The sequence below is a fragment of the Streptomyces sp. NPDC047049 genome, assembly GCF_040643995.1.
Taxonomy (GTDB): Bacteria; Actinomycetota; Actinomycetes; order Streptomycetales; family Streptomycetaceae; genus Streptomyces; species Streptomyces mooreae.
Genome location: NZ_JBEYVM010000019.1, coordinates 26,822 through 48,835, shown reverse-complemented (window position 1 = coordinate 48,835; position 22,014 = coordinate 26,822). Strand labels below are relative to the sequence as shown.

Here is a 22,014-nt window from a genome sequence, read left to right as displayed (position 1 = left end):
AGGAGCAGAAGCCCATGACTCTCATGCCGTTCTCCCGCACTGCCCCCACCGATCCGCAGGCGGACCCCGCCCGCGAGGCCCGGCCGGAGACCTGGACGCCCGAGGGCGTGACCGTCTCTCAGCGCTTCCTGGGACTCGCAGGCGCTATCGCTCTCGTCTACACCGCAGATGCCGGGGTCAACGGCGCGTATTACGCGGTTACCTGCCTGGGCTGCTGGTTCAGCATCAAGTCAAAGGGGGGGCCCTACAACTACTTCGCCTCCCCGCGTGAGGCCGGGGTGGTAGCCAACGAGCACGCGGCCCAGTGCCGGGCCCTGAACGGACCGCTGCCCGAAAGGCCGGACGACGCCACGGCCCGCAAGTTCATCCGACGCATCCTGGACCGGCAGCGGCGTTCCGAGGACGTCACGGTCTCTCTCAACGAATTCCACCTGGACCGCCTCGCCCTCCAGAGGTCCACTGCATGGATCGAGGACGAGCTGCAGCGGCTCGCAGCTGAGCAGCCGGACTTCCTGGCTGCCAAGCCGCGCAGTTACGGCCCCGGAACCGAGTTCACGATCGTGAGGTTCAAGGCGGATGCCGTGCACACAGCCGGCCGCTGAGGCGCTTGAAGCGGTCCTACCAACCCGGCATCGGTCGGCGACGTGAAGGTCGAACGACCGTGCTCGTCTTGACGGTCACCCGTTCCGCCCTGGCTCCCGCGGCCAGGGCGGTGCGGTGACCAATCAGCCCGCTGCGACATTGCCAGCACATCGCGCACATCCCTCGCGGTAGCCGAAAAGCCCGACCGAAAGAGAAGAAGCAGATGCTGCTGAACCCCGCCATCCGCTGCGCATGCGGCGCCACCGACCTGGTGGCCGCGCCGCTCTATCGCTCCGACGGCAGCACCGGCGTCGCGGTGCTGACCTGTACATTCTGTGGCCTCACCTGGGAGGCAGGCATGACGCCCACATGCCCGGGACCGAATTACACGCAGGCCTACGCCACCGCCGAAGGGCTGGACCTGGTGGACGAGGAACTGGAGCTGCTGTTCCTCGCCGAAGACATCAAGGAACGCTCCACCGCAGCGTTCACCGGCCGCGGCCCGGCCGTCGACACCCGTGAGCTCCGCGACTTCCTCCTGCGCAAGGCCGCTTTCCTGGATCAGACCGCGTATGGACTCGAACTCGGCTGGTTCCTTGGGCAGGCCGGCGATGAGAGCGTGAACGACGCCAGCAGCAAGGCAGTCCTCGCCGCGCGCGAGTTCCTGGAGTTCGACTGCCGCCACGACGCTGCCTACGCCCTCGGCCCGACCCGCGTCACCTCGCCGGACTGGGCCTGCCACGGAGGAACCCGCGCGTATGTACGCCAGGAGTACCTTGCCCTGCGGCGGGCCGAGGAGGCCGAAGCCGACCAGGAGGAGTACCTTCCGCACCGCGACAGCAGCGGCGAACTCCTCGACACGGAGGGCCGGCCGCTGTGAGACCACACCGTGCAGCCAATCCCGACGAGACTGCCGCCTGGCGGGCCGTGGCCCGCGAGAGCGTCCGCGCCTTCGACCTGATCTTCATGCCGAGCGTGTACGGCCTTGGCGCGACGGACGGTGCCCGCCGCGCGGCCGGTCACCTCAAGGCCGGCCGCGCGTTGATGCAGCCCATCCTGGACCGGTACGTCGCTGGCGCACGCACGCCGGTGGCACGGCTGTGGCGCCGCTGGGCCGTGGCCCGGAGCCCGTACGTACGGGCCTTCGACGAAGCGCTGATACACGCCCGGGCCCGCTGCACCTGCGCGCCCGAGCCCCCGTGGCCGCAGCTCTACAGCCGCGGCTCCCTCCCGCTCATCCACCGGCACACCAGCGACCGCCGCCTCCTGGAGGAAGACCCCCGATGACCAGTTCACCCGACCCGGTCTTCGAGCCGGCATTCGACGACAACCCCGGCTGGGAGGGCAGCAAGCTCTACGTCGATCTCGGCTTGGCCCAACGCGAGGCACGAGACACCTACCGAGACGACGTCCTGGACGGCGAGGACGACGACCTCACGTGGGAGCCGGCGGGCCCTGACAGCTGGGACCTGCTCCACGCCGGCGAGCCGACGGCCGTGAGCATCCACACCCGCACGATTCACGGCACCGCCCGGCCGCGATGAGTCGCCACCACACCGAGGTCGTAGACGCCCAACGAGAACTGAAGGAGATGCTGTGCTGGCCCGCTTCGCGATAGACGACGGAAACCATCGGCCGAAGATTATCCCCGACGACGACGCCTCTGTGGCCGCCGGTGCCGCCCGCTACGCCGCCGAGTGCTCCTGCGGGCGATGGCCCCGAAAGGTGTATGACGACCGGCACCAGGCCCTCACCGGTCACCTTGCACATGTCACCTCGCGGCTCGGGCCCTCCAAAGGGCCGGGCTGGCTGCCCGTGGGTCTACGACTGTTTCTACTGGCCGCCGCGATGATGCTGGTCTGGTCGGCCTCCTTCGCCACGGGCCATGTCATCGGGCGCTCCACCAGCAATTCCGGCCTGGTGCTCGCCGCATTCCATCTGGTCGGGGTCGGCTTGGCTTTCGGCCTCATGGTCGCCGTGCGGCGCTACATCGCGCCGACTCGCGACTGATCCCACGCCACTGGTCACCGGTGGCCGTGGTGTCCCAGACGCAACAGGGACACCACGGGCAGGCGTAGGGGCACGGCTAACTACCGGAGGAGGAGAGTGAGTTCGCGAGTCGCTCACCTCGGTCGGGATCGAGTTCAAGCTGCGCCAGGACCACGGGGTCGACGACAGACGGCAACACGTACTGCCACATCACTTTCAGATGGCTCGTAAGCTTCATCCGACCGTCGTAGGTTTGCGACATATTCTGAATTCCTGAAAACGACGCGACGAAGTGCCAAGCCAACTCTTCGATGTTGACGGAAGTCCGCAGCTCTTCCTGTCTCCGAGCTTCCGTCAGGATGCCCGTTACGAGTTCAAGCCATAGATCGTTCGATCGCTTGGTGTCGAGATCCTTCGCCGCCTGTTCCATGGCCAGGCGGGACGCGCCACGCTGAATCGGATCTTTTCTCAGCTGATAGGCGAGGAGATATCCGGTATCGATGAGCTGCTGGAGTGCCAGCTGGTGCGGGGGGATGCCAGACATCCCTTCAATCTGTGCCGTGATGACGGCTGCCGCCATAGCGCTCTTGTTCTTAAAATGAAAATAGAGCGCCCCTTTGGTCATTCCAGACCTTTGGACGATGTCGGCGATCGTGGCGCGGCCGTATCCGAGCTCGTCAAACACGGCTGCAGCGGCATTCAGGATCTTCTTACGGGTCTGAACGGCCCGATCCTGTTGTAGAGCGCGTCCCGTCCGCTGGGCCACAATGTGTCTCCTGTCAATCAAGCTTTTTACGTGATGCAATCAGGTCGCCACGGACCGTGCCCATAAGCGGGGCGCGCTTTCGGGTTCCCGACGGTGAGTTGCGCCTAGCGTGGAGCTTAACATTCTGCACGGTCGGAAAACGCTGGTGCACAACCACTAATCTTTAGACTGCTTCCTTGGGCTGTCGTGCGAAGTTTTATCCACAGTCTCACTTCCTATCGCATGTGGCATCGATAGTTACGGCGGAATCTGTAGAAACCGCCCCGATTTACCCTCGACCATTCTCGGAAGGTGAAGGTGAATTGGAAAATCTATCCACAGGATGGTTCCAATACGCTCAGCCATGTGCGGAGAGAGGGGAATTTTGATGTCCGCCATTACGTGGCTACGCGTGGAGGGCGACCGCCTGATCCGTGCCGACCTGATCACGGAGCTCGATCTGTGGGGGCCGTCGGTAGGGCACGGCACCGTGGTGGCCGGCCAGGAAGCTCGGATCATCGCGTTCGTGGGGGCTGACCGTGATCACTGGGTCGAGGTTGGCCGCGTAACGAAGTGTGAGTGGGGAGGTGACCTGATCACCAGTCTGGCCAGCGCACTGGCGAGAGCCGCCGGCAGTGCCGAGGCTGTGCGGTATGTCTACGGCCTCTACGAGGGAGGCGCGCTGATCGGCTGGTCGAGCGGGCCGGTGATCCCTGTCTCCGATCCAAGGGTTCGACCTCTGCACACGGTCGCCGATCCGGCGCCCGGCAAATGGCTCCGCTACTCGGCCGGCCAAGGCCGGCCATCGAATCTGGCGGCCGCCAGCAGCTCGTAGACCACCTTCGGGTCGAATGCACGTGCAGGGAGCGAGGGCCCCGCCCGGTATGAATCACGTCGGGCGGACCGGTTCCGTCAGCCGGCCCGCCCGACGAGGATCAGCTGAGGGTCAGCACCGGTTTGATGACCTCACCGGCGGCCGCGGCCCGCGCGGCCTCCTCGATGTCGCTGAACGGGAACGTGGTGATCAGCTTCTCGACGGGGAGCCGTCCTTGCTCGTAGAGCTTGATGAGCTGGGGAATGAAGCTCTGGGGTACCGCGTCGCCTTCGATCACGCCGCGCAGCTGGATCCCCTTGGCCATCACGGTCATGATGTCGAACTCGGCCGACTTGCCGATCCCCACCAACGCCAGCGTTCCACGCTGCCGCAGGGCTGCGATGGCCTGAGAGATCACGGCCGACCGACCGGTGGTGTCGATGGCGTAGTGCGGTCCATCGGAGGCGATGTCCCGGACGGCTGCCGCAACATCCGGCACCTCAGCCGGGTCGAGAGCTGCGACGGCACCGAGGTCTCGCGCTACGGAGCGTCGGGAAGCGATCGGGTCGACGGCGACGACGGCGCAGTCCTCGGCAACCGCGGCCATGACCGCGCTCAGGCCGACAGCACCGGCTCCGAAGACGACCAGCGACGAACCGGCGGCCGGTTGCAGAACGTTGAGGACCGTGCCTGCCCCGGTTTGTACGCCACAGCCAAGGGGGGCGGCCAGGGTAGGGGAGAAGTCTGCGGGGATCTTGACGCAGTTGCTCTCGTAGGCGAGGGCGTGGGTGGCGAAGCTGCTCTGCCCGAAGAAGTTGCCGTAGACCCCTTCTCCCATGAGGGTGAGGCCGGTGCTTCCGTCGGTGCGTGTGCCGCTGGCGTTCAGGGCAGTGATGCCGGCATCGCAGTACGCGGTGCGTCCGGAGGCGCATTGCCCGCAGGTGCCGCAGCTGCGGTAGCTCAGGCACACGGTGTCGCCCGGGGCGACGGTGGTGACCTGCTCGCCGACGGCTTCGACGATGCCGGCACCCTCGTGGCCGAACACCATCGGCAGCCGCGGCCAGAACGCGCGGGTGCTCAGGTCCGTGTGGCAGATGCCCGCCGCGGTGATTTTGACGAGGACCTCGTCGGGCCGCGGTTCCTCGAGGTCGAGGTTGCGGATGGTGAAGGGGCCGCCGCGGGACTCGACGACGGCTGCCTGAATGCGCACAGATTTCCCCTGGAGTCGTGGCCGCGGACCGCGGCCTGGATCAATGGATGGCCGCTGTCGGGAGAGCGGCCGCGGGTTGCCAGGCAGGAGCCGGCGGCGGGTTAGTCGTGTTCCCGCTCAAGCACGAAGTAGAAGTGCTGGCCGTCGGCCAAGACGTCCTTGCCGTTCATGACGCCCAGGAGGGTCTCAGCATCGATGCGCTTGAAGTGGTCGAGGATCGGCCGGGCATCGTAGACCATGGTCGCGGTTGGCTCTCCACGAAATTCGACGGTCCACAGGCTGGCACCGCCACCGTTGCCCAGCTCGTGGTTGGAGAACAGATCCCCCTGGTCATCGCGGCAGATGAGCGGGTGCACCGCCGAGACGGAGTCGAATCGTTTGCCGTGCCACTGCGCCGTGGTGAGCATGGCCTCCACCGGGTGGCCAGTAGAGAACGCGCTACCCTTCCACGCCCCGAGTATCTCCTCCGGGCGTACGGTCGGCAGCGCCATCCAGAGCTCATCCAGTTCGGCGGTGGACACCTCCCCGCCGGCTGCGCGGATCTCGGCAATGCGCGCGCGGGCATGCTCGTCGTTCATCGGGCTCCTCTCAACAGGTAGATCGACCCTAGCTGTCGGGGCGTCACGCCCGCGGGGCCGTTGACCTGTCACGGAGCACACGCGGCATCAGCGCAACACGTACCCGTTTCTCGTTCCTGTTTGAGCGCGCCGACGGCCAAGAGCAGCTCACAAGGGCTTCGGTGCGGGGCCGTCAACGGAATCTCTCCTCGACAGCCCCGCAGCGCTCCGGTCAGCCCAGCGGTGAGGCTATGCGACCGCTGGTGTGTCGTTCGGGTCGAGCATCTGTCCGCGGACAGCACCGCCGGTGACCCCCGGGCCGAGGGCTAGGAGCAGGGTCTCGCTCCCTGGATTCGGTGCGTGCTCAGCGGTCTCGGCCAGGAGGTCACATACGGCGGCACCCCCGGTGTTGCCGATCTCGGACAGACGCTTCCAGGAAAGCTTGAGGGGATTGCCCGGATCATCAGGGTCAGCCGGAAAACCCAGCATGTCTGCCATGTTGCGCAGCACCGCGGGTCCGCCGGGATGGCCGATCACCGTCTCAGGCCGCCACCCCTCGGGCAGCCACTCCTCCAGCGGCGCCTTGAGCTTGCGGACCATCCGCTGCGCACCGCGCTCGGACAGAAAGTGCAGGCCGTCGGAGAGGTGGTCGAGTTCGTAGGTGGTCATGGAGTCTGGGATGACGTACTGCCAGCTGTCGACGATCCTCATGCAGGCGCCCCGCGGAGGGCGCTCGTGGCGTGCGTTGCTGGGAGCGGTCACGACGCATGCTGCGGCGCTGTCGCCGAAAAAGAGGCGCCAGAGCAGACTGTCCAGGGAGGCGGGCTTGCGTGGCTTGCTGATGTCGTGGCCCCCCGTCTGGTAGACGGCGCTCAGGGGCTCCGGGATGAGGACGAGGACGTTCTTTCCTGGGTGTGTATCAGCCCAATCAGCTGCCGTGCCCAGGGTGTGGGCTCCTCCGACGCAGCCGAGCGTGGTGGCGGGCGTGCGCTTGACGCTGGGGGACATCCCCCGTTTCACCAGTTCATTGACCGCGTAGACGTCGACGCCCGGTGTCCCGGGGTTCACCGAGTTGCTGGTGATGATGTGGTGGATGTCCTTGGGTAGGAGGCTGGCGCGCTCCAGTGCCTCCAGGACGGCTTGCTTGGCGAGGGCCCTCATGCCCCGCTTCGCCCACTTGTTGCGCTCCTCCATGTTGCCGGCGCGGGCCACGACCTCCAGAGGTTCGACGAAGTACCGGTTTCGAACCCCCACATCCATCGCTATGACGCGTTCCAGGAACGGACTGTCTTTGGCACTGACCTCCATCTCCTTGTGGATGTCGGTGGTGCTGATGGGGTTCTGGAGGGGGAACACCCGGGAGGGCGGAAATGCGTAGGCCACAGCGAACTCCTTGCCGCGGCGAGGCGGAGCCCGGGTGCCCCTGGCACGCAGGTCGCCTCGCGTAGTCGATCGCGACGGTCGTGTGGTCGCCCGTGGGTGCGCCACAGTCGGGTGAGGGTGGTCAGGGGGGCCGACGCGATCTCGAACGTGTCTGGATTTGGATGAGGCAGGGCTACAGGAGGGAGCGTCAGCAACGCCTCGACAGGACAGAGGCGTTGGCGAACATCAGGTGACTGGAACGAACCGTGCAGCCTGCCTGCTGAGCACGGTCCTCCCCTCACCTGCGCACAGTGCGCAGTGACAGGCTCTCCTGGGCTACCGCATGGGGAGCCCGTACATCGTTACGGAAGTGCGGACCCCCCCGCCGGCCGATCGCCTGGTCTCCAGGACAGGCCCCTTGGGGCCTCGGTGGTGACGGCTCTCGATGGCGTGAGTTGTGCAGAGATCATGGAGGCATTGTCGGTCCTGTTCAGGACCCATGAATGTGGTACATCGCACAGTCGGATGAGCAGATTCCGCTGGCCTGTTCCAACGGCCGCCATTCCATGAAGACCACTCGGGCCCCCGGCGCGCCGAGAGGTTCGGAGACCGCGCCTTCCATGACCCCGACCTCGTCCCGGCCGGCGTGGTACATCAATCGGCGTGTGCCGTCAGGGTGGGAGTTGCGATCCTCGGCACCGGCACCTGCGATGACCGGCCCTTCGTACAGGTCCAGGAGCTCGGGGTCTTGCCGCACTTCGGCGTGGATCTTCAGCAGGATCGGGTCGTCGGGGTGGTCGGCCAACCCGCTCCGCAGGCCGGCTGCTCCGGCTCGGCCCCAGGTCCATCCCCAGTCGGGCATGTGGCGCCGCTGGTAGGGCTGTGGCGGCAGGTCCAGCATCTCCAGCTGTTCCAGAGCGCGTTCGCCCCACGGTCGCTTCGGGTCGGGCTGGGTTGAGTCCTTGTGCCGACCATGAGGGAGGCCGAATAGGCTCCTGAGTATGTTGTCCGGCATACCGCCGAAGAGCTCATCCGCTGCGGCGTTGAAGGCGCAAACGTCCCAGCTGCGGTTGCTGATGTAGGCCGGCATCGGGCTGCTGTGCAAGACGCGATTCCAAGCAGGAGCCACCGCTAGGCCGGCGTCCTGCCGATGCGGCTGCATGGTCCTGCTGCCGAACAGTGCGATGTGGAGTGCCTCGAACTCACGCCAGCTCAGATCCAGCAGCCGGCTGACCCGGCGCAGCTCGCGCCTGTCCGGCTGGGTGATGCGGCCGCCCTCCAGTTTTTTGTACCAGTCCGTCCGGGAGTGGATGTGCCCCAGCAGGAGGCTGACTTCCTGCTGGAGGAGGTAGGGGCGCAGCGCCTGGGTGCGGTCCTGGGAAAGGCCGGCCTGCATGCGCAGGGCACCGAGTTCCGGGAAGTTGGTCGCCTTCGTTCGCATACGGGCTGCGCTCAGGATCCTGCTGACGAGCTCCATGTCCGGCACGACGTGGTCCTCCATAGAAAAAAACCAAACCGACGGTTTGTTGGGTTTTCAATCAGGTGCGATCGATCGCCCTATAAATCGAGGAGGGAGGCATATGACAATCGGGCCGCCAGGTCGCTGATACGCATACGCGCTGGCACGCAGACGAACGGGGGGCAAGTGGTAACCATGTGTGATCGCGGCGCTACGCGGAAGGCTTCACCGAGTGCCCGAAATGCGCAAAGAAGGCACCCGCGCGGCATCGCTCCATCACCCCGATGGGGTGGATGCCGGAAGTCGATCCCTGTCGCTGACACTGCCCTGACCTTGTGTTTCTCGCCGGACGAGGAACTCTATCTTCGACCGGACGCGACTCCGTCAGTCACCCCTGACGGAGTTCACGGGGGTGTCGAAACTGCGGCCAAAAGGTGTCAAACGGTGAAGCACGTGACGGTCAGTAACGTTCCGATTGGTATTTCTGCTATAAATTGCACCGGGATGTGCGCACAGGGCCGAACCTCCGGTCACCTGCCCGGGGAGCCCTCCAGCGGTTGTGTGATGTGCGTCCCGGGACGGACTTGGCGCACCTTCGCTCAGCGCGGGCGGCACGTTGCCCCGGCCTCAGCAGGCACGGTGGCCCCGAACGTGAGGGGCTCGACGTGTTCGAGGTAAGGAAGCTGCGCCGGTCGTGCGAGAAGCGCCTCGACGACCTTCCAATGCCGGACCCGTTCACCCTGGACGGCCTGGTCGCCGCCATCAGTGAACGCCGGGGCCGCACGATCAGCCTGGTGCCCATCGACGACGACGGCGACATGCGCACAGCCTGCGGACTCCGTGTCAAAACCCCCGACCGCACCTTCGTGCTCTACCGCCGCAGATCGAGTCCCATCCAAGACCAGCATGTGATCTTTCACGAGCTCACACACGAGTGGCTCGAACACACCACCGACCTCTCCCCGGACGAGCTGAAGCGCCTCGTTCCTGCTGGGGTCCACCAGCTCATCAAGCAGTTCGCCGACGAAGCGGTCTTCCAAGCACGCTCCTCCCGGTACGAGGACCTCCAGGAGCAGGAGGCCGAAATGGGCGCTTTCATCATCGGACGCCGGCGAGGGCAGTGCCGCCCAGCCGGAGACGACCTTGTGAGCCAGCTCGAACGCACGCTCTGCCATCCCGTCGCTCCGCCGCGGCGCGACCGCAGTTAGGACTCCATGCAAACCGGCTTTTTCGACTACCTCGCAGCACTGCTCATGACCGGCGTCGCACTGTGGCGCGCACCGGCGGCCCTGCGCTGGGGAGACACGCAGCGCAGGGCACTGTGCGCCTGCTATGCCGGCTACGCCGCTGCCCTGTGGCCCAAAACGCCCATCGTGGCGGACTGGTTGTCGCACATACCGGTCACGGACTTGGCTGTGCTCCTGGAGCACTACGCCGGCTCGGCCGCCGTCATGTGCATCATCATTTACGTCGCGGCCGGCTACGGAAGGATCGACGACTCTGCGCCCCGTCCGGTGGTGCTGACAGTCCGGCTGGCACGTGTGGCCCCGGCTACCGCGGCCGTGTTCGCCCTCGGATTGACGGCAGCGTTCCTCACCCTCGTGGACCGCAGCCACTCCACCAGCGACTTCGTGGCCGAGCACGTAGGCCAACCCGGCGCCGCCGCGTACCTGACGATTTTTTACGTCTGGCTGGGATCCAGCTGCCTGGTGTGCGGCTACCAATGGGCCAGCGCCGCCCGCCTGTCGTCCTCGCGCCCCCTGCGCGTCGGCCTGGCGGTGCTGGCCACCGCGATGGTCCTCGGATCGGTATACATCGTGATTCGCGTGATTTACATGTGGGGCGCCGTCGCCTTCCCCAGCCTTCGCGCCTACGGTTCCTCGGTCGCTCACATCACCGCTGGGATCCAGCTGGTCATGTTCATCACCTTCGCTGCCGGATGCAGCATTCCGACAAGCAACGTGGCGGCGGGACGCTGGACCAGCTCACGCCTCCTCAAGGACCTGAAAACGCTCCACCACGACCTCATCGCCTGTTTCCCCGACGTGGCCTTCGAAGGCAGCCTCCGGCGTCGCAGCGCTCTGGCCTCAGTCCCCGTGCTGCGGAAATTCTTCGACTGGTCGATGCCGATCGATGTCAGGCTCGGATTCAGGATCCACGCGATCGCCGACGCGATGGAACAACTCCGCCACTACGCCCCACCGGACCTCTTTGAGCACGCCGAGGACTACGCCGCCACCATGGAAGAGGAACTGCCCGAGGAAGAACGCCCCAACCCCCAGGCAGTAGCCGAGGCCATCTACATCCGAGCGGCCCTGGCCGGCTTCGCACTCGGCACGTACAGGGCGACGCCCTCGGATCCTCTGCCGCGCAAGCCACACGTCAGTGTTGAAGCGGAGGCCCGGTGGTGGCGGCAGGTGCAGGCGCAGTACACCGCTATCACTCCTGCCGAGGCGTGGAGTCTGCTCCTGACAGCAGCGGCAGAGGCGTGACGGATGGACGTCCCCGCAGCAGCAAAGAGGGCCGGGCGCACATCTGTCCTGCCCGGCCTCGGAGGCGGCATCAGCTGAGCTGGCTGGCTGCGCGGGGGCGTCCGGCCCTATCAGCCCCGCTTCGGGCGGGATTCGGATTTGACCACGGCCGCCAGTTCCTTGAGTTTGGCGGCCATGCGAGGGGAGATGCCCCTCTCGCCACCGCGGGCCTGCAACTCGAAGTTGCCCTGTCCAGCCAGGGCCTGGACCACCTCGACGAGGTGTTCAACCATTTCGTCGCTCGACTGGAACGTGACCGCCGGGACGTCGAAGACGTCAGCCAGACCTTGGTGCAGGATCGACTCCGGAACCTGATCCAGGATGTCCTTCTGAGACATCGCCCCCGTGCGCAGCGCGAGCGCCTGGTCCGGGACGATCAAAGGCCTTCCCGCCCGCGCGTTGACCGCCGCGGCGATATCCGCATCAGTCGGGCGGGCATCCGCCGGCATGCGCTCAAGCTGATACGTGATCTTCCCGGCGAGGGTGGACGGCATCACAGGCTGCTCGCGATCGCCGAACGACCGGTCCTCCGCAGCACGCAGCTCCTCCACGGACACCCCGTACGCGGGAGCCAGCAGTTCCGCGTAGACCTGGTCGAGCCGCTTCTTGCCGTTCTCGGCCTTGCGGACCGGGACAGGGCTGGATGTCCCGAGGATCTCGGGAATCATCTTCATCTTGATGCCCATGTCGCACCGCAGATCCTGCAGGTTGGGCTCAACGGGATTGCCGTCGTCGTCGAGATGAGGGAAGACCTCGTCGATGTCCACGCCCAAGGCGTCCGCCCAGGCGGGAATCTGCTCCGGTGCAGGGGTCACCTCGCCAGCCAGCATCTTGCTGACCATGCTGTGTGTCGCGTAGCCCAACCGTTCAGCCAACGTTTGCTTTTGGACGCGCTGGCGTCGACGGATGGTCTCGACGAGCTCGTAGTCGAATCTGCGTGGCACCTGGGCTCCTGCACTGCTGGGGGTGGCGGCAGGAAGAACCCTAGCCACTCGCTTGATCACAGGAAACACATACGTTAGTTTCGTGATCGAGCGATGGTCTGGCACGACACCCTCTTGGTTGCTCTGCCAGCAGTTTCTCACCCAGATCGCTCCGCGCCCACCCCCAGGCGCGGGGCCGCCGGACCCGGCGAGCACGAGGTTTGCGAGGCCAGTAGCTGGCCGGGTCCGGCTCTCATCCCGAATGGAGACGTGCATGAGTTTGTCATCATCACCCCGCCGCGCGCACCCAGGTCGCCGATTTCGTTCAGCCCTTCTGCTTGGCACTACGGCGGTTGCGCTGGGCGCGGGCCTGGTTGCGGCGCCGAGCGCGCTCGCTGCGGACAAGTACGGCCCGGGCTACTCGATACCGGACAGCCACGGCAAGCCCGGCGCCTCTCACCTCGGCGCCTTTGGCAAGCCCGGCTCGCTCTTCCCCAACGCGCGCTTCCACGGCTACTGCGCTGACCCGACCCTGCCCGGCCCCGCCGCGGGCGGTCACTACAGCCCGATCACGCAGTTCAGCAGCTGGAAGTCGAAGGCCACCGGCGCAAAGGTCCCGGCAGCCAACATCGCCCGCGCCGCCTTGATTTTGAGCGATCTGCGTCAGCCGACCGACGCACAGGCAGCGGCCGCCGACGCAGCAATCACCAGCTACCTCAACCCGGGCACTACCTACGCACTGCCCAACGGCCAGCGGGCCCTGCAGCGCCTGTCCTACCGCAACGTCTCGCCGGCGGCGAAGCGCCTCGCCGTCCAGTACATGAAGCTCGCCGACCGCTACGCCGGCCCGTACAAGGTCAACCTGCACATGCCGGACAGCCTGAAGCCGGGCGCGAAGGCCCGCGTCCAGGTCGACGTCACCTCCGCGGCCGGCCACAAGATCAGCAACGTGAAGCTGGACCTGTCCGGCGCCACCGGAGCCGAGAAGATTTCGACCGGCCCGACCGGCACCGCGACCACGACGATCACCGCCCCCAAGAAGGGCGAGGCGACCGTCAAGGCAGTCGCCAAGACCCTGCCGGCCTACACCCTGCGCGCGCAGATCCCCAGCAACCCGGGCGCGCAGCGCATCGTGGTCACCGGCGGACGATCCAGCGCTCAGGCCACGGCCCACGCCAAGGTCAGCAGTGCACACGGCGGTCTGAAGGTGATCAAGACCGCAGCCGACAGCCACAAGGTCATGGCCGGCGTGCAGTTCGAGATCAAGGACCACCGCGGGGCCGTTGTGGCCAAGGGCACGACCGACCGTCAGGGCGTGTGGCAGGTGAAGGGCCTGAATCCTGGCTCGTACACGGTGCACGAGATTCGCGCCGCTGAGGGCTACCAGCTCGCCCCTGACAAGCGGGTGAGCGTCGGCGACTTCGCCGCGACCAACGTCTCGGTCACCGACGTCAAGATCCCGAAGGGGACGGCCCCCCAGGGCCACGCGGTGCACCTGCCCGGCAACGTTCTGCCGCAGACCGGCGCCTGACACTCACACCTGGCGCGCCGCCGGATGTAACAGCCGCGGGGCGGTGACCGTGCCCCCAGCACCTCCCGCCCCGCCGCTGTCCTCACAGCCGAGATCACTCGGCCGATCTCACCGCTGGACGGATTCCCATGCCTGAAAACCCTCCTGCCGCCGACGCCGCCGAGTCCACCTCCTCCAGCGAAGCCGGTCAAAACTCCCGCGCCCGTCGCAACATCCTGATCGGCGCGGCCGTCGCAACCGCCGTCGCGATCGGCCTCACCGGCGTGCGCTGGAGCAACGGCACCCAACCTGCCTCCGCCGAGACCAAGACCGCAGCAGTCAAGCGGCCCAGCACCTCGGCCCAGGACTCGCTCAAGACTTCTCAGCCCTCCTCCCGGAAAGCACCGGACCACACTGACAAGGCGACCGGCCAGGCCAGCAAGACGCTCCGCAGCTGGAGCCGGCACAACCCCGCCGGCGACAGCACGCACGCCGTCAGCGGCACTCCCGACATCGGCGCCGGCGGCCACATCAACGAAGTGCTGCGCATCCCCGCGCTCGGTACGTCCTGGGCCCAGCCGGTGTACGAAGGAGCCGGCGTCAAGCAACTGCGCTCAGGCATAGGGCACTTCGACGGCTCGGCCAACCCCGGCGAGCTCGGCAACTTCGCGCTTGCCGGCCACCGCAGCGGGGTGACGAACCCGCCCTTCCGCAACATCGACCGCGTCAAGCCGGGATCGGCGATCAAGGTCACCACTGCCAACCGGACGACCTACACGTACACCGTCGCCCGGGTCCGCATCGTCCCTCCCACCAACGTCGACGTCCTCCTGCCCGTGCCTGACAAGCCCAACGCCGTCCCGACGACGGCCAAGCTCACTCTCGTGACCTGCTGGCCGGCCACCGGCCACACCAAGCGCGTCATCGTTGAAGCCAACCTCACCTCTGCGAGGGGCGGTGCGAAATGACCAATGACGAGGCGGACAAGGCGACCATCCAGCCGGCTGTCGCCTGGCCGTCGTACCAAGAAGGACATGCCCACGCCGAGCTTGCCGCCTTGCGCATGCTCGTCGAGAAGGTCCCGCTGACCTCCATCCGGCGGCGCACCAAGCTGAGCTGGGCGCACATCCACCGTCTCGCCGAACTCGTCAGCGAGGAATCCCGCAATCCGGCTGTGCCCCGCAACGTGATGCGTGAGCCGCGGCGGCGACGGCCGGCGCGCGTCCGCGTGATCGAGCCCCACCAGGAGGCGTTGCCCGAACCCGCTGAACCTGAAGACGTCCCAGTGAGCCAGACCACCACGCAAAGGCCGCCCGAGACTCCGCCCGAGATGCACGCGGCCGCCCTCGCCGTACCAGAACAGCTCTCGCTCCTCTGCGTCTGACAAGCCCTCCCTGAGCCGCCCACCGCGGCCCGACCTCCCCAGGCCCTGCAGGGCCCGCAGCAGCCTTCGTCGCCGCGGGTCTACTTCGCGCTACCCGGAAACGGATCCTCGTGCCCACCACCCAGCCCACCCTCCCTGAAGCGGCTGCAGCGGCCATACCGCCGCACGTTCCCACCGCCCATCAGTGGCTCTCGGCGACCACCGGCCGCATCGCCCCCGACGGCTACTCCTGGATGCAAGCCGTCTGCTGGGCGCACCTCGACAACACCTACCGCCCCAACCGCGGCCACGGCCCGCAGCACATCGGCGACACCACACTGCGCGTCGCCGTCGAGCTCGCCCGCCTTGCACCCTGCCGCCCCGGCGTCGACTACCTCGTGCGCGTACTCAAGCTGTCCAAGCGCACCGTCCAGTACCACCTCGGGATTCTGCGCGAGGCCGGCCTGCTCACCTACCAGGCCAAGGGCACCCGCGTTCGCGGTGAAGGCGGCCGCGCCAGCGAGTTCATCTGGACGATCCCTGCCGCCTTCGACATAGCACTGCACCTGATCACTCGGGCCTGCGACCGGTACATCCGGGCCTTGCAGGGCATCGCCGACGAGGGACGCGCGACGATGAAGCGGCTCGCGAAGATGGCCCGGAAGCTGATGCGTCGCCCCCGCCGGAGCCGTCCCACCGGCCCGTCCGCCAAGCGCCCTTCGAGTGCTCCCCGTTGCACCCCAATGGAGGGTGGTTCCTCTACGTCTTCTTCTGCGGCAACTACTACCTCTCCCTCTGAGAGCAAGCTCGAAACGGGGAACCGCCATGCACCCGCCCCGAAGAAGTCCCGTAAAGCCCGCAAGCTGAACGCCGTCGGTCGGCGCCACCAGCTCGCGTACGAGCTGATCCAGCAGGTGCCGTGGCTGCACCGCGCCGCGGTACCCCGCATCGCCTGGGTCATCCAGGACGTTGCCGACGCGGGATGGACCGCGGAGGAAGTCATCGCCGTCATCAACGAGCAGGCCCCCACCCGCACCGTCCACCGGCCCTCTGGCTTCCTCGCCCGCCGCCTCGCTGGCGCCCTCCGGCGATTCGACACCCCCGCCAAACGACAGGCCCTGGTCACCTGGTGGCGGGACTCGCGTGAGGCGGAACGCGCCCGCCACGTCGAGTGGGAGGGCGCCTGGCAGGCCCCGCGCAGCCGCGCCGTCACGCGTCTGGTCCGTCAGGCCATCAACGCCGTCCGCCACACGGAGGCCCCGGCCGGCCAGGCCGTGGAACAGGACGACCAGGCCCTGACCGACGACCAACTGCAGGTGCTGCGCGAGACGGCCCATCAGGCGTTCCTGGCGGGAGACACCGGGCTGGTCACCTCCACAGTCGCCTTCCGCGGACGCGTCGAGGCCGAGCGCATCTACGGCGCCGAGCTCGTCGGCCGAGCCCTGCGCCTGCGCAGCGCCAGCAGTCACCTGAAGGTGGGGGCCGGCCTGTGAGCACTCCGCAACTCGCGGGGGTCGACCTCGCCCGCGACGCCCTCAACGCCGCACGTGCGAACGCCAAGAGGAACGGCGGCTCCTCCGCCCGACAGAGCAGGACCCGGCCCCGCGTTGTACGGGGCGGGGGGCGCGATCCGATCAGCCTGTCCGCCGCAGTCACAGGGCTGGTTGCCAACCGCGACTGGGAAGACCAGGCCGCCGCCGGCTCGATCGTGGACCAGTGGATCGCCATCGCCGGTGAGGAACTCGCCGCCCACATCGCCGTGGAGACATTCCACGAGGAGACCGGCGTCCTCGACCTCCGACCAGACTCGCCGGCCTACCGCCTGCACATCCGCCACCTGGCCCCCGCACTCATCAAGCGGATCGAGGAGTTCTTCGGCAGGAAGCTGGTCCGCAAGATCAACGACCTGGAGCCCGGGAGGGCCCAGTCCCGGGAGGCCGGCCCCAGGGGGCCGGAGACGACGGAGCTCGTACAGGCGCCCGTCCTCGGACCTGTCAAAACCCGGAAGAACGCGTCACCCGGGTATCACGAGGCGCTCGAAGCGCATCAGGACCGCTGGACGAAGATCGTCGAAGAGCGAGAGGCCCAGGCGGCCAGGACGCTCTCCGGCGGCCGGCGCATGCGTGAACCGCTCGCCGAGTTCGACCGAGTGCTGGCCCGTTCCGCGGACACCCCCCGCCGACAGCCCGATGTCACCCGAGCCCGGGCACTCGCCTTCGCTCGTCAGGAGCGGTCCCAGCGACAGACGACCAGCTCCCAGTCCAACAAGCACCGTCCGTAACGGAGTTCACCGTGATCGACCTTGCCAGCGGCCTCCCGCCCCACCAGCAGATAGCCAACGACATCCGACAGCAGATCTCCACCGGCACGCTCCCTCCCAAGGGCCGCTGCCCTTCGGAGAGGACCCTCCAGAATCGGTACGGAGTCGCGAGCACGACCGCGCGCAACGCCGTTCGGCTGCTGCGCCAGGAAGGCCTCGTTCACCACGTCCCGGGCCGCGGCTGGTTTGTGGCGGCTGCCGCCCGTGCCACCCCTTCCCGTACCGGACTCGATGCACGTCAGGCTGGGGTCGATGGGGTCAGGTACACGGCGTCGACGATTACCGATCAGGCGCTCGATGCGTTGTACGACGAGCTGGCCCGTCTACGCGAGAGCCTCGCGGCGGGCGCCGGTACCTCCCTCCCGGGAGGCTCGGCATGACGCAGCAGGTGCTGGACCGGGTCTCCGTCGAGGACGCAGTGCCGTGCCGGACGACAGACCCCGAGGTCTTCCACAGGAAGGAGCACGAGGCCGTCGCCAAATCCCTGTGCCATTCCTGCGAGTTGCTCGCGGCGTGCCGCAGCTACGCGCGGGACAAGCGCGAGTGGGGGACATGGGGGGCTGAGACGAGCGCCGAGCGGAGCGAGGCCGGCTTCAGCCCCGCCTACTGGGCCTGCTGAGAATACTTCCGAATGCTGTTGCGTAAGTATTCGGAAGTATTCTAGGGTGGGGTTGCAACACGAACCCAAAGACTCAGGGAGCACGGATGTCGGTCGACGAAGCCCAGCCGGACCTCGCTCTGGCGGTCAACGTCGGCCGACGCTGGCGCGAAGTCGAGGCCGGCGCCAGCACCGAAGCCGATGTGGTGCTCTCCGCCTGGTCCCCCTGGTCCGGACGCTCCACGACCAAGATGCACTTCGACCCAGACCGCATCGCCGTGGTCGTCGGATGCCGCGATGGCCAGACCATGGCCGTCTTCGACGTCATCCCCGACGAGGAAGGCCTTCGCTGGCGCTGGGTGAACGACGGCCCAGGCCGTAGAAGGATCGCCTTCCACGGCCGGCCTTCCAAGCGCTACGCCGCCCAGCTCGCCGCTCCCGCGCCCAAATGGCAACGAGGCGAAGGCAAGCCCGTCAAGGTGCTTGAGCTGACAGCGCTGCTGCGAGGAGATGCCCCCGCCGACAACTCCGCGCGCCGAGCCGTGCTGGGCCAAGCCGTCATCACCACCGACGGAGACCGCCAGATCGCGGTCTCCGTCCCGGCCGACTACACCGTTGTCATTCACACCCGAACTGCCGCCGCCGACAGGGACAGCTGATGGACGCCAAGGAATTCGCCAACGGCCTCGCCGAGCTGCGCGGCGTACGAGACCAGATCAAGAAGGCTGAGAAGGAACTCGCCAAGCTTCACGCCAATCGCGACCAGCGCATCAAAGTGCTCGGCGCATACCCGAAGGCCAAGTCCGACCGTCTCGCGCCGGCCGCCGGAATGTCCGTCAAGGACATCGTCGCCCTCGTGCCGCAGCTCGCCCCGGCCTCCGAGGAAGGGGCAGTGCCGGACACCCAGCCGAGCCCCGCTGAACTCCAGGCACCCGTCGAGCCGGCCGGAGCCTCCGCACCGACCATGAGCCCCATTTCGACACGGCCGGCCACTGAGCCGATCCCTTCGGCGGGAGACACTGAAGCCGCAGCCACCAGCGAGCAGCCCGTCATCGCCAGCGCCGCCGCCCAGGCCGAGCAGCCCACCCCCGCCACAGAGCCGACCACGCCCACCGCCGAGCCGGCAGCCCGGGAACTGCCGACGATCCCCGAAGGCGCAGAGGGCGACCGCTGGTTCACCGTTGCGCCCGAGCTGGTCTCCACCCGCCCTGCCTATTCCCAGCAGCCCCGCCCGACGGTCTTCCTCGACGCCACCACCGGCGATCTCGTCCACAGGGATCAGCGCGTCCGCCTCGACCTCGGCCAGGCCAGCGCCCACGAGATCCTCACCGCCGTCTACGCCCACGTGCCCGACAGCATCGAGCGCATCTACATCACCGCCGGCGACCCCTGGCACCGCGACGCTGACCGCTACCCCTACCTCAAGGACGCCGTACGCGCCTGGCTCGACGCCCCCATGCCCAGCGGCTGGAAAGTCGAGACCCGCCGCGGCAGCGACCGCCTGGCCGGCCACTTCATTCCCGAGCGGCACGGGGGCACTCCCGTCGGCCGGTGGGAACGCGGTGACCAGCACGTCGAGATTCGCAGCGTCAGCGAGTGGTTCGACCCTGAAGGCGCCGACGTCGCCACCGTCCGCCACGCTCTCACCCTGCTGTGGCAGGCCCTGAAAACGGACTGGCCCGATGTGGTGCTGATGGGATCTCCCAGCCAGACCGGACGTGACCTGTGGACCCGCACCATCCCCACCAAGGCCGGCGCCCGCTGGGCCGACGGCTACCCCGTCATGTCGGACGAGATCCGCCAGCTGCTGCACGCCACCTCCGGCCAGGGCCGCACCGAACTGATCACCCCGCCCCGTGTGCCCGAACAGCTCCCTCAGCTCCACGAGTTCGACCGCACCCTGGCCTACGGCAAGCACACCTGGGCCTCCGGGGTGGGCGCCCCTCAGCGCGTCACCGCCCAGACGTTCGCTTCCTGGAGCGAGAAGCAGCAGGCCAACGCGCTCTTCGCGCCCAGCCACTGGCGGGTCAAGGTCACCATCCCCGACGACTGGAACCACGTCGGCATCCTGCCGTCGGCCGTCGAGGGCGACCGGGCGTGGACCTACCCCCACCAGGCCGGCCGCACCTTCACCACCTGGGCGGGAGGAGCCGAGGTCAACCTCGCACTGCGCAACCCGATCACCCCGTGGAAGATCGAGATCCTTGACGGTCTGCTGTGGGAGAGCGGCACCCCGCTCAAGGAATGGTCGGAGAAGCTGAAGGCGGCATGGAGCAGGCTGTCCGCCGCGGCCGCGCATGCCGGCACCGACGACCTGCGCCAGGCATACAAGCTGGCCTCCCGCGGCGCACGCAGCATCCTGCTCTACGGTATTGGCGGTTTCGCTCAGCGCCCCGTCACCACCAGTGGCATCGTGCCCATCGGCAGCGAATCTCAGATCCCCGACGGAGGCAAGATCACCTCCATCAGCGGCGACACCGTCGCTTGGGAGCGGACGAAGATGAGCCGCAACCCCAACGCCCACCCCGAGTGGGCGTCCGGAGTCTGGTCCGCAGCGCGCGCTGCCCTGCTGTCCACACGGGCCAAGAACGCCGAGGGCCAGACGGTCCACGTCGGGGCGCTTCACCTGCCGCCCGGCAGTGTCGTCGCGTTCCGGACCGACGCCATCTACACCACCGTCATGCCCGACTGGCCCTACAACGGTGAGCCCGGCGACTACCTGCTCAAGGGCACCACGCCCCACCCGGTCACCGCTCCCACCGTGGAGAGCGAGTTCTACACCCTGCAGTCCCTCGGCCGGGCCCTGCTCCAGGAGCAGCAGCACGACCTGACCTGAAGCAACCACGCAGACTGACACGACGAGGAAAACGGACCGCCACCATGCCCCCGCGCCGGCGCAATCGACGGAACATCCCCGCCCCCAACGAAGCAGCCCGCCTGACCAACACCCTCCTGGGCGAAGGCTTCACCCGGCGTCAGGTCGCCACGATTCTGGGACGCAACAGCGCGATCGTCTCCCACTTCTACACCCGCGGCCCTGGCTCCGGGCAGGCGTACGTCGAAGGACTGCGCGCCGTCGTGCAGGAAGTACAGTCCGGTGGCCCCCGCGATCTCGAATCCCTCCAGAGCCTCGCCGGGCAGTACGTCACCCGACGTCGGACGAAGTCCGGCCGCCGAGCGCGGGTCCGCAGCAAGGACGTCGTTCAACACGCTCCCGACGACCAGTGGACTTCCGGCATCGCCCGCGCCGGCCGACAGCACATCTCCTCCGGCGCATCGCGGCTCAAGCCCATCGTGGACTCCGCGGCAGAAACCGGCGGCTCGATTGCCTTCACCGTCCGGGCCTCCAAGGGGCGCTTCCTCATTGACTCCGGCAGCGATGACGACAGCCCCCGCGTGCGCAAACACGTCGTTCAGCGTCCGGACGGCACCGAGGAACGCAACTACGGCAACCACGGCGCCGGCCTCGACGCCCGAGAGTGGCAGCGGCGTGTCTCCCACAGCGGCGGAGACGTCGCCGCCGCCATCACCGAGTGGATGGTCGAAACCGGCCGCCTCGCCGAGGGCACCAAGATCTCCCACCTCGAACTCCGAGGGTGGAAGCAGGGAAGTTGACCACCACGCTGAGGATTGAGGACGAGATGAACTCCGACATGCATCCCTGGGCGGCCCGCTGGTCGTTCAACACTTCCTCCGGCGTCACTGCCGACGCGAGCCGTTTCACCTCCATGGAGGCCCTCAAGTCCGCCATCTCCGGGGCGGCCGAAAGGGCGCTGGCCGACCTCACCGAAGCGGAGGGCGACGCCATGGACGAGTCCTGGAATCGCTTCATCGCCGCGATCGAGCTCGACGCGGAACCCGAAGCACGGCGGGCGGGACGCTGGCAGTACCAGTCCGACGGGTGGGCCGAGGTCGAGATCAACTTTTCGTCTGTCTGACACCCCTCGGCTCCCTGCCCCCGCGTCCCTGTCAACCCTCGTGCGATGCTGATTCGAGCCCGGCGGTGTCCCATCACCGAAGCCGATGCGCCGCCGGGCTCCAACGCCGAGAA

Annotated in this window: 25 protein-coding genes; 19 read left to right on the top strand and 6 right to left on the bottom strand. The window is 67.5% G+C overall.

The window, feature by feature from the left end; all coding sequences use genetic code 11:
• Positions 1-14 precede the first annotated feature (14 nt).
• From ABZ851_RS30145 to ABZ851_RS30125, 5 genes are all read left to right on the top strand, one after another.
• Positions 15-602, top strand: a complete 588-nt coding sequence (locus ABZ851_RS30145) for a hypothetical protein (protein ID WP_361134071.1) — start codon at positions 15-17, stop codon at positions 600-602.
• A gap of 203 nt (positions 603-805) precedes the next feature.
• On the top strand, positions 806-1,462 hold the full coding sequence (locus ABZ851_RS30140; RefSeq protein WP_361134068.1) for a hypothetical protein: 657 nt from the start codon (positions 806-808) through the stop codon (positions 1,460-1,462).
• The gene (locus tag ABZ851_RS30135; protein ID WP_361134065.1) at positions 1,459-1,869 is read left to right on the top strand and encodes a hypothetical protein; all 411 of its coding nucleotides are present in this window, start codon (positions 1,459-1,461) and stop codon (positions 1,867-1,869) included. Before ABZ851_RS30140 ends, ABZ851_RS30135 begins: the two co-directional genes overlap by 4 nt.
• Positions 1,866-2,126: a hypothetical protein gene (locus ABZ851_RS30130; RefSeq protein WP_361134062.1), complete on the top strand. Its 261-nt coding sequence runs from the start codon at positions 1,866-1,868 to the stop codon at positions 2,124-2,126. The genes ABZ851_RS30135 and ABZ851_RS30130 overlap by 4 nt, the downstream gene beginning before the upstream one ends.
• A 52-nt stretch (positions 2,127-2,178) precedes the next feature.
• Positions 2,179-2,592 (top strand): hypothetical protein, encoded by a 414-nt coding sequence (locus ABZ851_RS30125; RefSeq protein ID WP_361134059.1) that lies wholly within the window; start codon positions 2,179-2,181, stop codon positions 2,590-2,592.
• 76 nt (positions 2,593-2,668) lie between these two features.
• Here the strand turns inward: ABZ851_RS30125 and ABZ851_RS30120 are convergent, their stop codons facing one another.
• Complete coding sequence (locus ABZ851_RS30120; RefSeq protein ID WP_361134056.1) at positions 2,669-3,337, bottom strand: ScbR family autoregulator-binding transcription factor; 669 nt, start codon at positions 3,335-3,337, stop codon at positions 2,669-2,671.
• A 367-nt stretch (positions 3,338-3,704) separates the two neighbouring features.
• On the opposite strand from ABZ851_RS30120, the gene ABZ851_RS30115 reads away from it, so the two are divergent.
• The gene (locus ABZ851_RS30115; protein ID WP_361134054.1) at positions 3,705-4,151 is read left to right on the top strand and encodes a hypothetical protein; all 447 of its coding nucleotides are present in this window, start codon (positions 3,705-3,707) and stop codon (positions 4,149-4,151) included.
• A gap of 100 nt (positions 4,152-4,251) precedes the next feature.
• Here the strand turns inward: ABZ851_RS30115 and ABZ851_RS30110 are convergent, their stop codons facing one another.
• The 4 genes from ABZ851_RS30110 to ABZ851_RS30095 form a co-directional block, all read right to left on the bottom strand.
• A complete protein-coding gene (locus ABZ851_RS30110; protein ID WP_361134051.1) occupies positions 4,252-5,340 on the bottom strand; it encodes an NAD(P)-dependent alcohol dehydrogenase in 1,089 nt (362 codons plus the stop codon).
• Between the two features lie 101 nt (positions 5,341-5,441).
• Positions 5,442-5,918 carry a DUF4334 domain-containing protein gene (locus ABZ851_RS30105; RefSeq protein ID WP_361134048.1) on the bottom strand — a complete coding sequence of 159 codons (477 nt, stop codon included), beginning with the start codon at positions 5,916-5,918 and terminating at the stop codon, positions 5,442-5,444.
• Between the two features lie 228 nt (positions 5,919-6,146).
• Positions 6,147-7,280, bottom strand: a complete 1,134-nt coding sequence (locus tag ABZ851_RS30100; RefSeq protein WP_361134045.1) for a hypothetical protein — start codon at positions 7,278-7,280, stop codon at positions 6,147-6,149.
• A 469-nt stretch (positions 7,281-7,749) separates the two neighbouring features.
• Positions 7,750-8,760 (bottom strand): hypothetical protein, encoded by a 1,011-nt coding sequence (locus ABZ851_RS30095; protein ID WP_361134042.1) that lies wholly within the window; start codon positions 8,758-8,760, stop codon positions 7,750-7,752.
• A gap of 623 nt (positions 8,761-9,383) precedes the next feature.
• Here ABZ851_RS30095 and ABZ851_RS30090 point away from each other — a divergent pair.
• Both ABZ851_RS30090 and ABZ851_RS30085 read left to right on the top strand, forming a co-directional pair.
• Positions 9,384-9,926: a hypothetical protein gene (locus tag ABZ851_RS30090; protein WP_361134039.1), complete on the top strand. Its 543-nt coding sequence runs from the start codon at positions 9,384-9,386 to the stop codon at positions 9,924-9,926.
• Between the two features lie 6 nt (positions 9,927-9,932).
• Positions 9,933-11,210, top strand: coding sequence for an MAB_1171c family putative transporter (locus tag ABZ851_RS30085; RefSeq protein WP_361134036.1), 1,278 nt, complete (start codon positions 9,933-9,935; stop codon positions 11,208-11,210).
• A 110-nt stretch (positions 11,211-11,320) separates the two neighbouring features.
• Here the strand turns inward: ABZ851_RS30085 and ABZ851_RS30080 are convergent, their stop codons facing one another.
• A complete protein-coding gene (locus ABZ851_RS30080; protein WP_361134033.1) occupies positions 11,321-12,193 on the bottom strand; it encodes a helix-turn-helix transcriptional regulator in 873 nt (290 codons plus the stop codon).
• Positions 12,194-12,446: 253 nt separating this feature from the next.
• Here ABZ851_RS30080 and ABZ851_RS30075 point away from each other — a divergent pair, with 253 nt between their 5' ends.
• The 11 genes from ABZ851_RS30075 (at position 12,447) to ABZ851_RS30025 (ending at position 21,901) form a co-directional block, all read left to right on the top strand.
• A complete protein-coding gene (locus ABZ851_RS30075; RefSeq protein ID WP_361134030.1) occupies positions 12,447-13,703 on the top strand; it encodes a prealbumin-like fold domain-containing protein in 1,257 nt (418 codons plus the stop codon).
• A gap of 128 nt (positions 13,704-13,831) precedes the next feature.
• The gene (locus tag ABZ851_RS30070) at positions 13,832-14,650 is read left to right on the top strand and encodes a sortase (RefSeq protein WP_361134027.1); all 819 of its coding nucleotides are present in this window, start codon (positions 13,832-13,834) and stop codon (positions 14,648-14,650) included.
• Positions 14,647-15,066 carry a hypothetical protein gene (locus ABZ851_RS30065; protein ID WP_361134024.1) on the top strand — a complete coding sequence of 140 codons (420 nt, stop codon included), beginning with the start codon at positions 14,647-14,649 and terminating at the stop codon, positions 15,064-15,066. The genes ABZ851_RS30070 and ABZ851_RS30065 overlap by 4 nt, the downstream gene beginning before the upstream one ends.
• 110 nt (positions 15,067-15,176) lie before the next feature.
• Entirely contained in the window at positions 15,177-16,538 is a 1,362-nt protein-coding gene (locus ABZ851_RS30060; RefSeq protein ID WP_361134021.1) for a helix-turn-helix domain-containing protein, read from the top strand.
• Positions 16,535-17,326 (top strand): DciA family protein, encoded by a 792-nt coding sequence (locus ABZ851_RS30055; protein ID WP_361134019.1) that lies wholly within the window; start codon positions 16,535-16,537, stop codon positions 17,324-17,326. Before ABZ851_RS30060 ends, ABZ851_RS30055 begins: the two co-directional genes overlap by 4 nt.
• An 11-nt stretch (positions 17,327-17,337) precedes the next feature.
• Positions 17,338-17,745, top strand: coding sequence for a GntR family transcriptional regulator (locus ABZ851_RS30050; protein WP_361134016.1), 408 nt, complete (start codon positions 17,338-17,340; stop codon positions 17,743-17,745).
• Positions 17,742-17,984, top strand: coding sequence for a WhiB family transcriptional regulator (locus tag ABZ851_RS30045; protein WP_361134013.1), 243 nt, complete (start codon positions 17,742-17,744; stop codon positions 17,982-17,984). The genes ABZ851_RS30050 and ABZ851_RS30045 overlap by 4 nt, the downstream gene beginning before the upstream one ends.
• A gap of 86 nt (positions 17,985-18,070) precedes the next feature.
• A complete protein-coding gene (locus ABZ851_RS30040) occupies positions 18,071-18,622 on the top strand; it encodes a hypothetical protein (protein ID WP_361134010.1) in 552 nt (183 codons plus the stop codon).
• Complete coding sequence (locus ABZ851_RS30035; protein ID WP_361134007.1) at positions 18,622-20,799, top strand: Mucin-19; 2,178 nt, start codon at positions 18,622-18,624, stop codon at positions 20,797-20,799. Before ABZ851_RS30040 ends, ABZ851_RS30035 begins: the two co-directional genes overlap by 1 nt.
• Positions 20,800-20,843: 44 nt before the next feature.
• Entirely contained in the window at positions 20,844-21,578 is a 735-nt protein-coding gene (locus ABZ851_RS30030) for a hypothetical protein (protein ID WP_361134005.1), read from the top strand.
• Entirely contained in the window at positions 21,575-21,901 is a 327-nt protein-coding gene (locus ABZ851_RS30025) for a hypothetical protein (protein WP_361134003.1), read from the top strand. Before ABZ851_RS30030 ends, ABZ851_RS30025 begins: the two co-directional genes overlap by 4 nt.
• Positions 21,902-22,014: the final 113 nt, after the last annotated feature.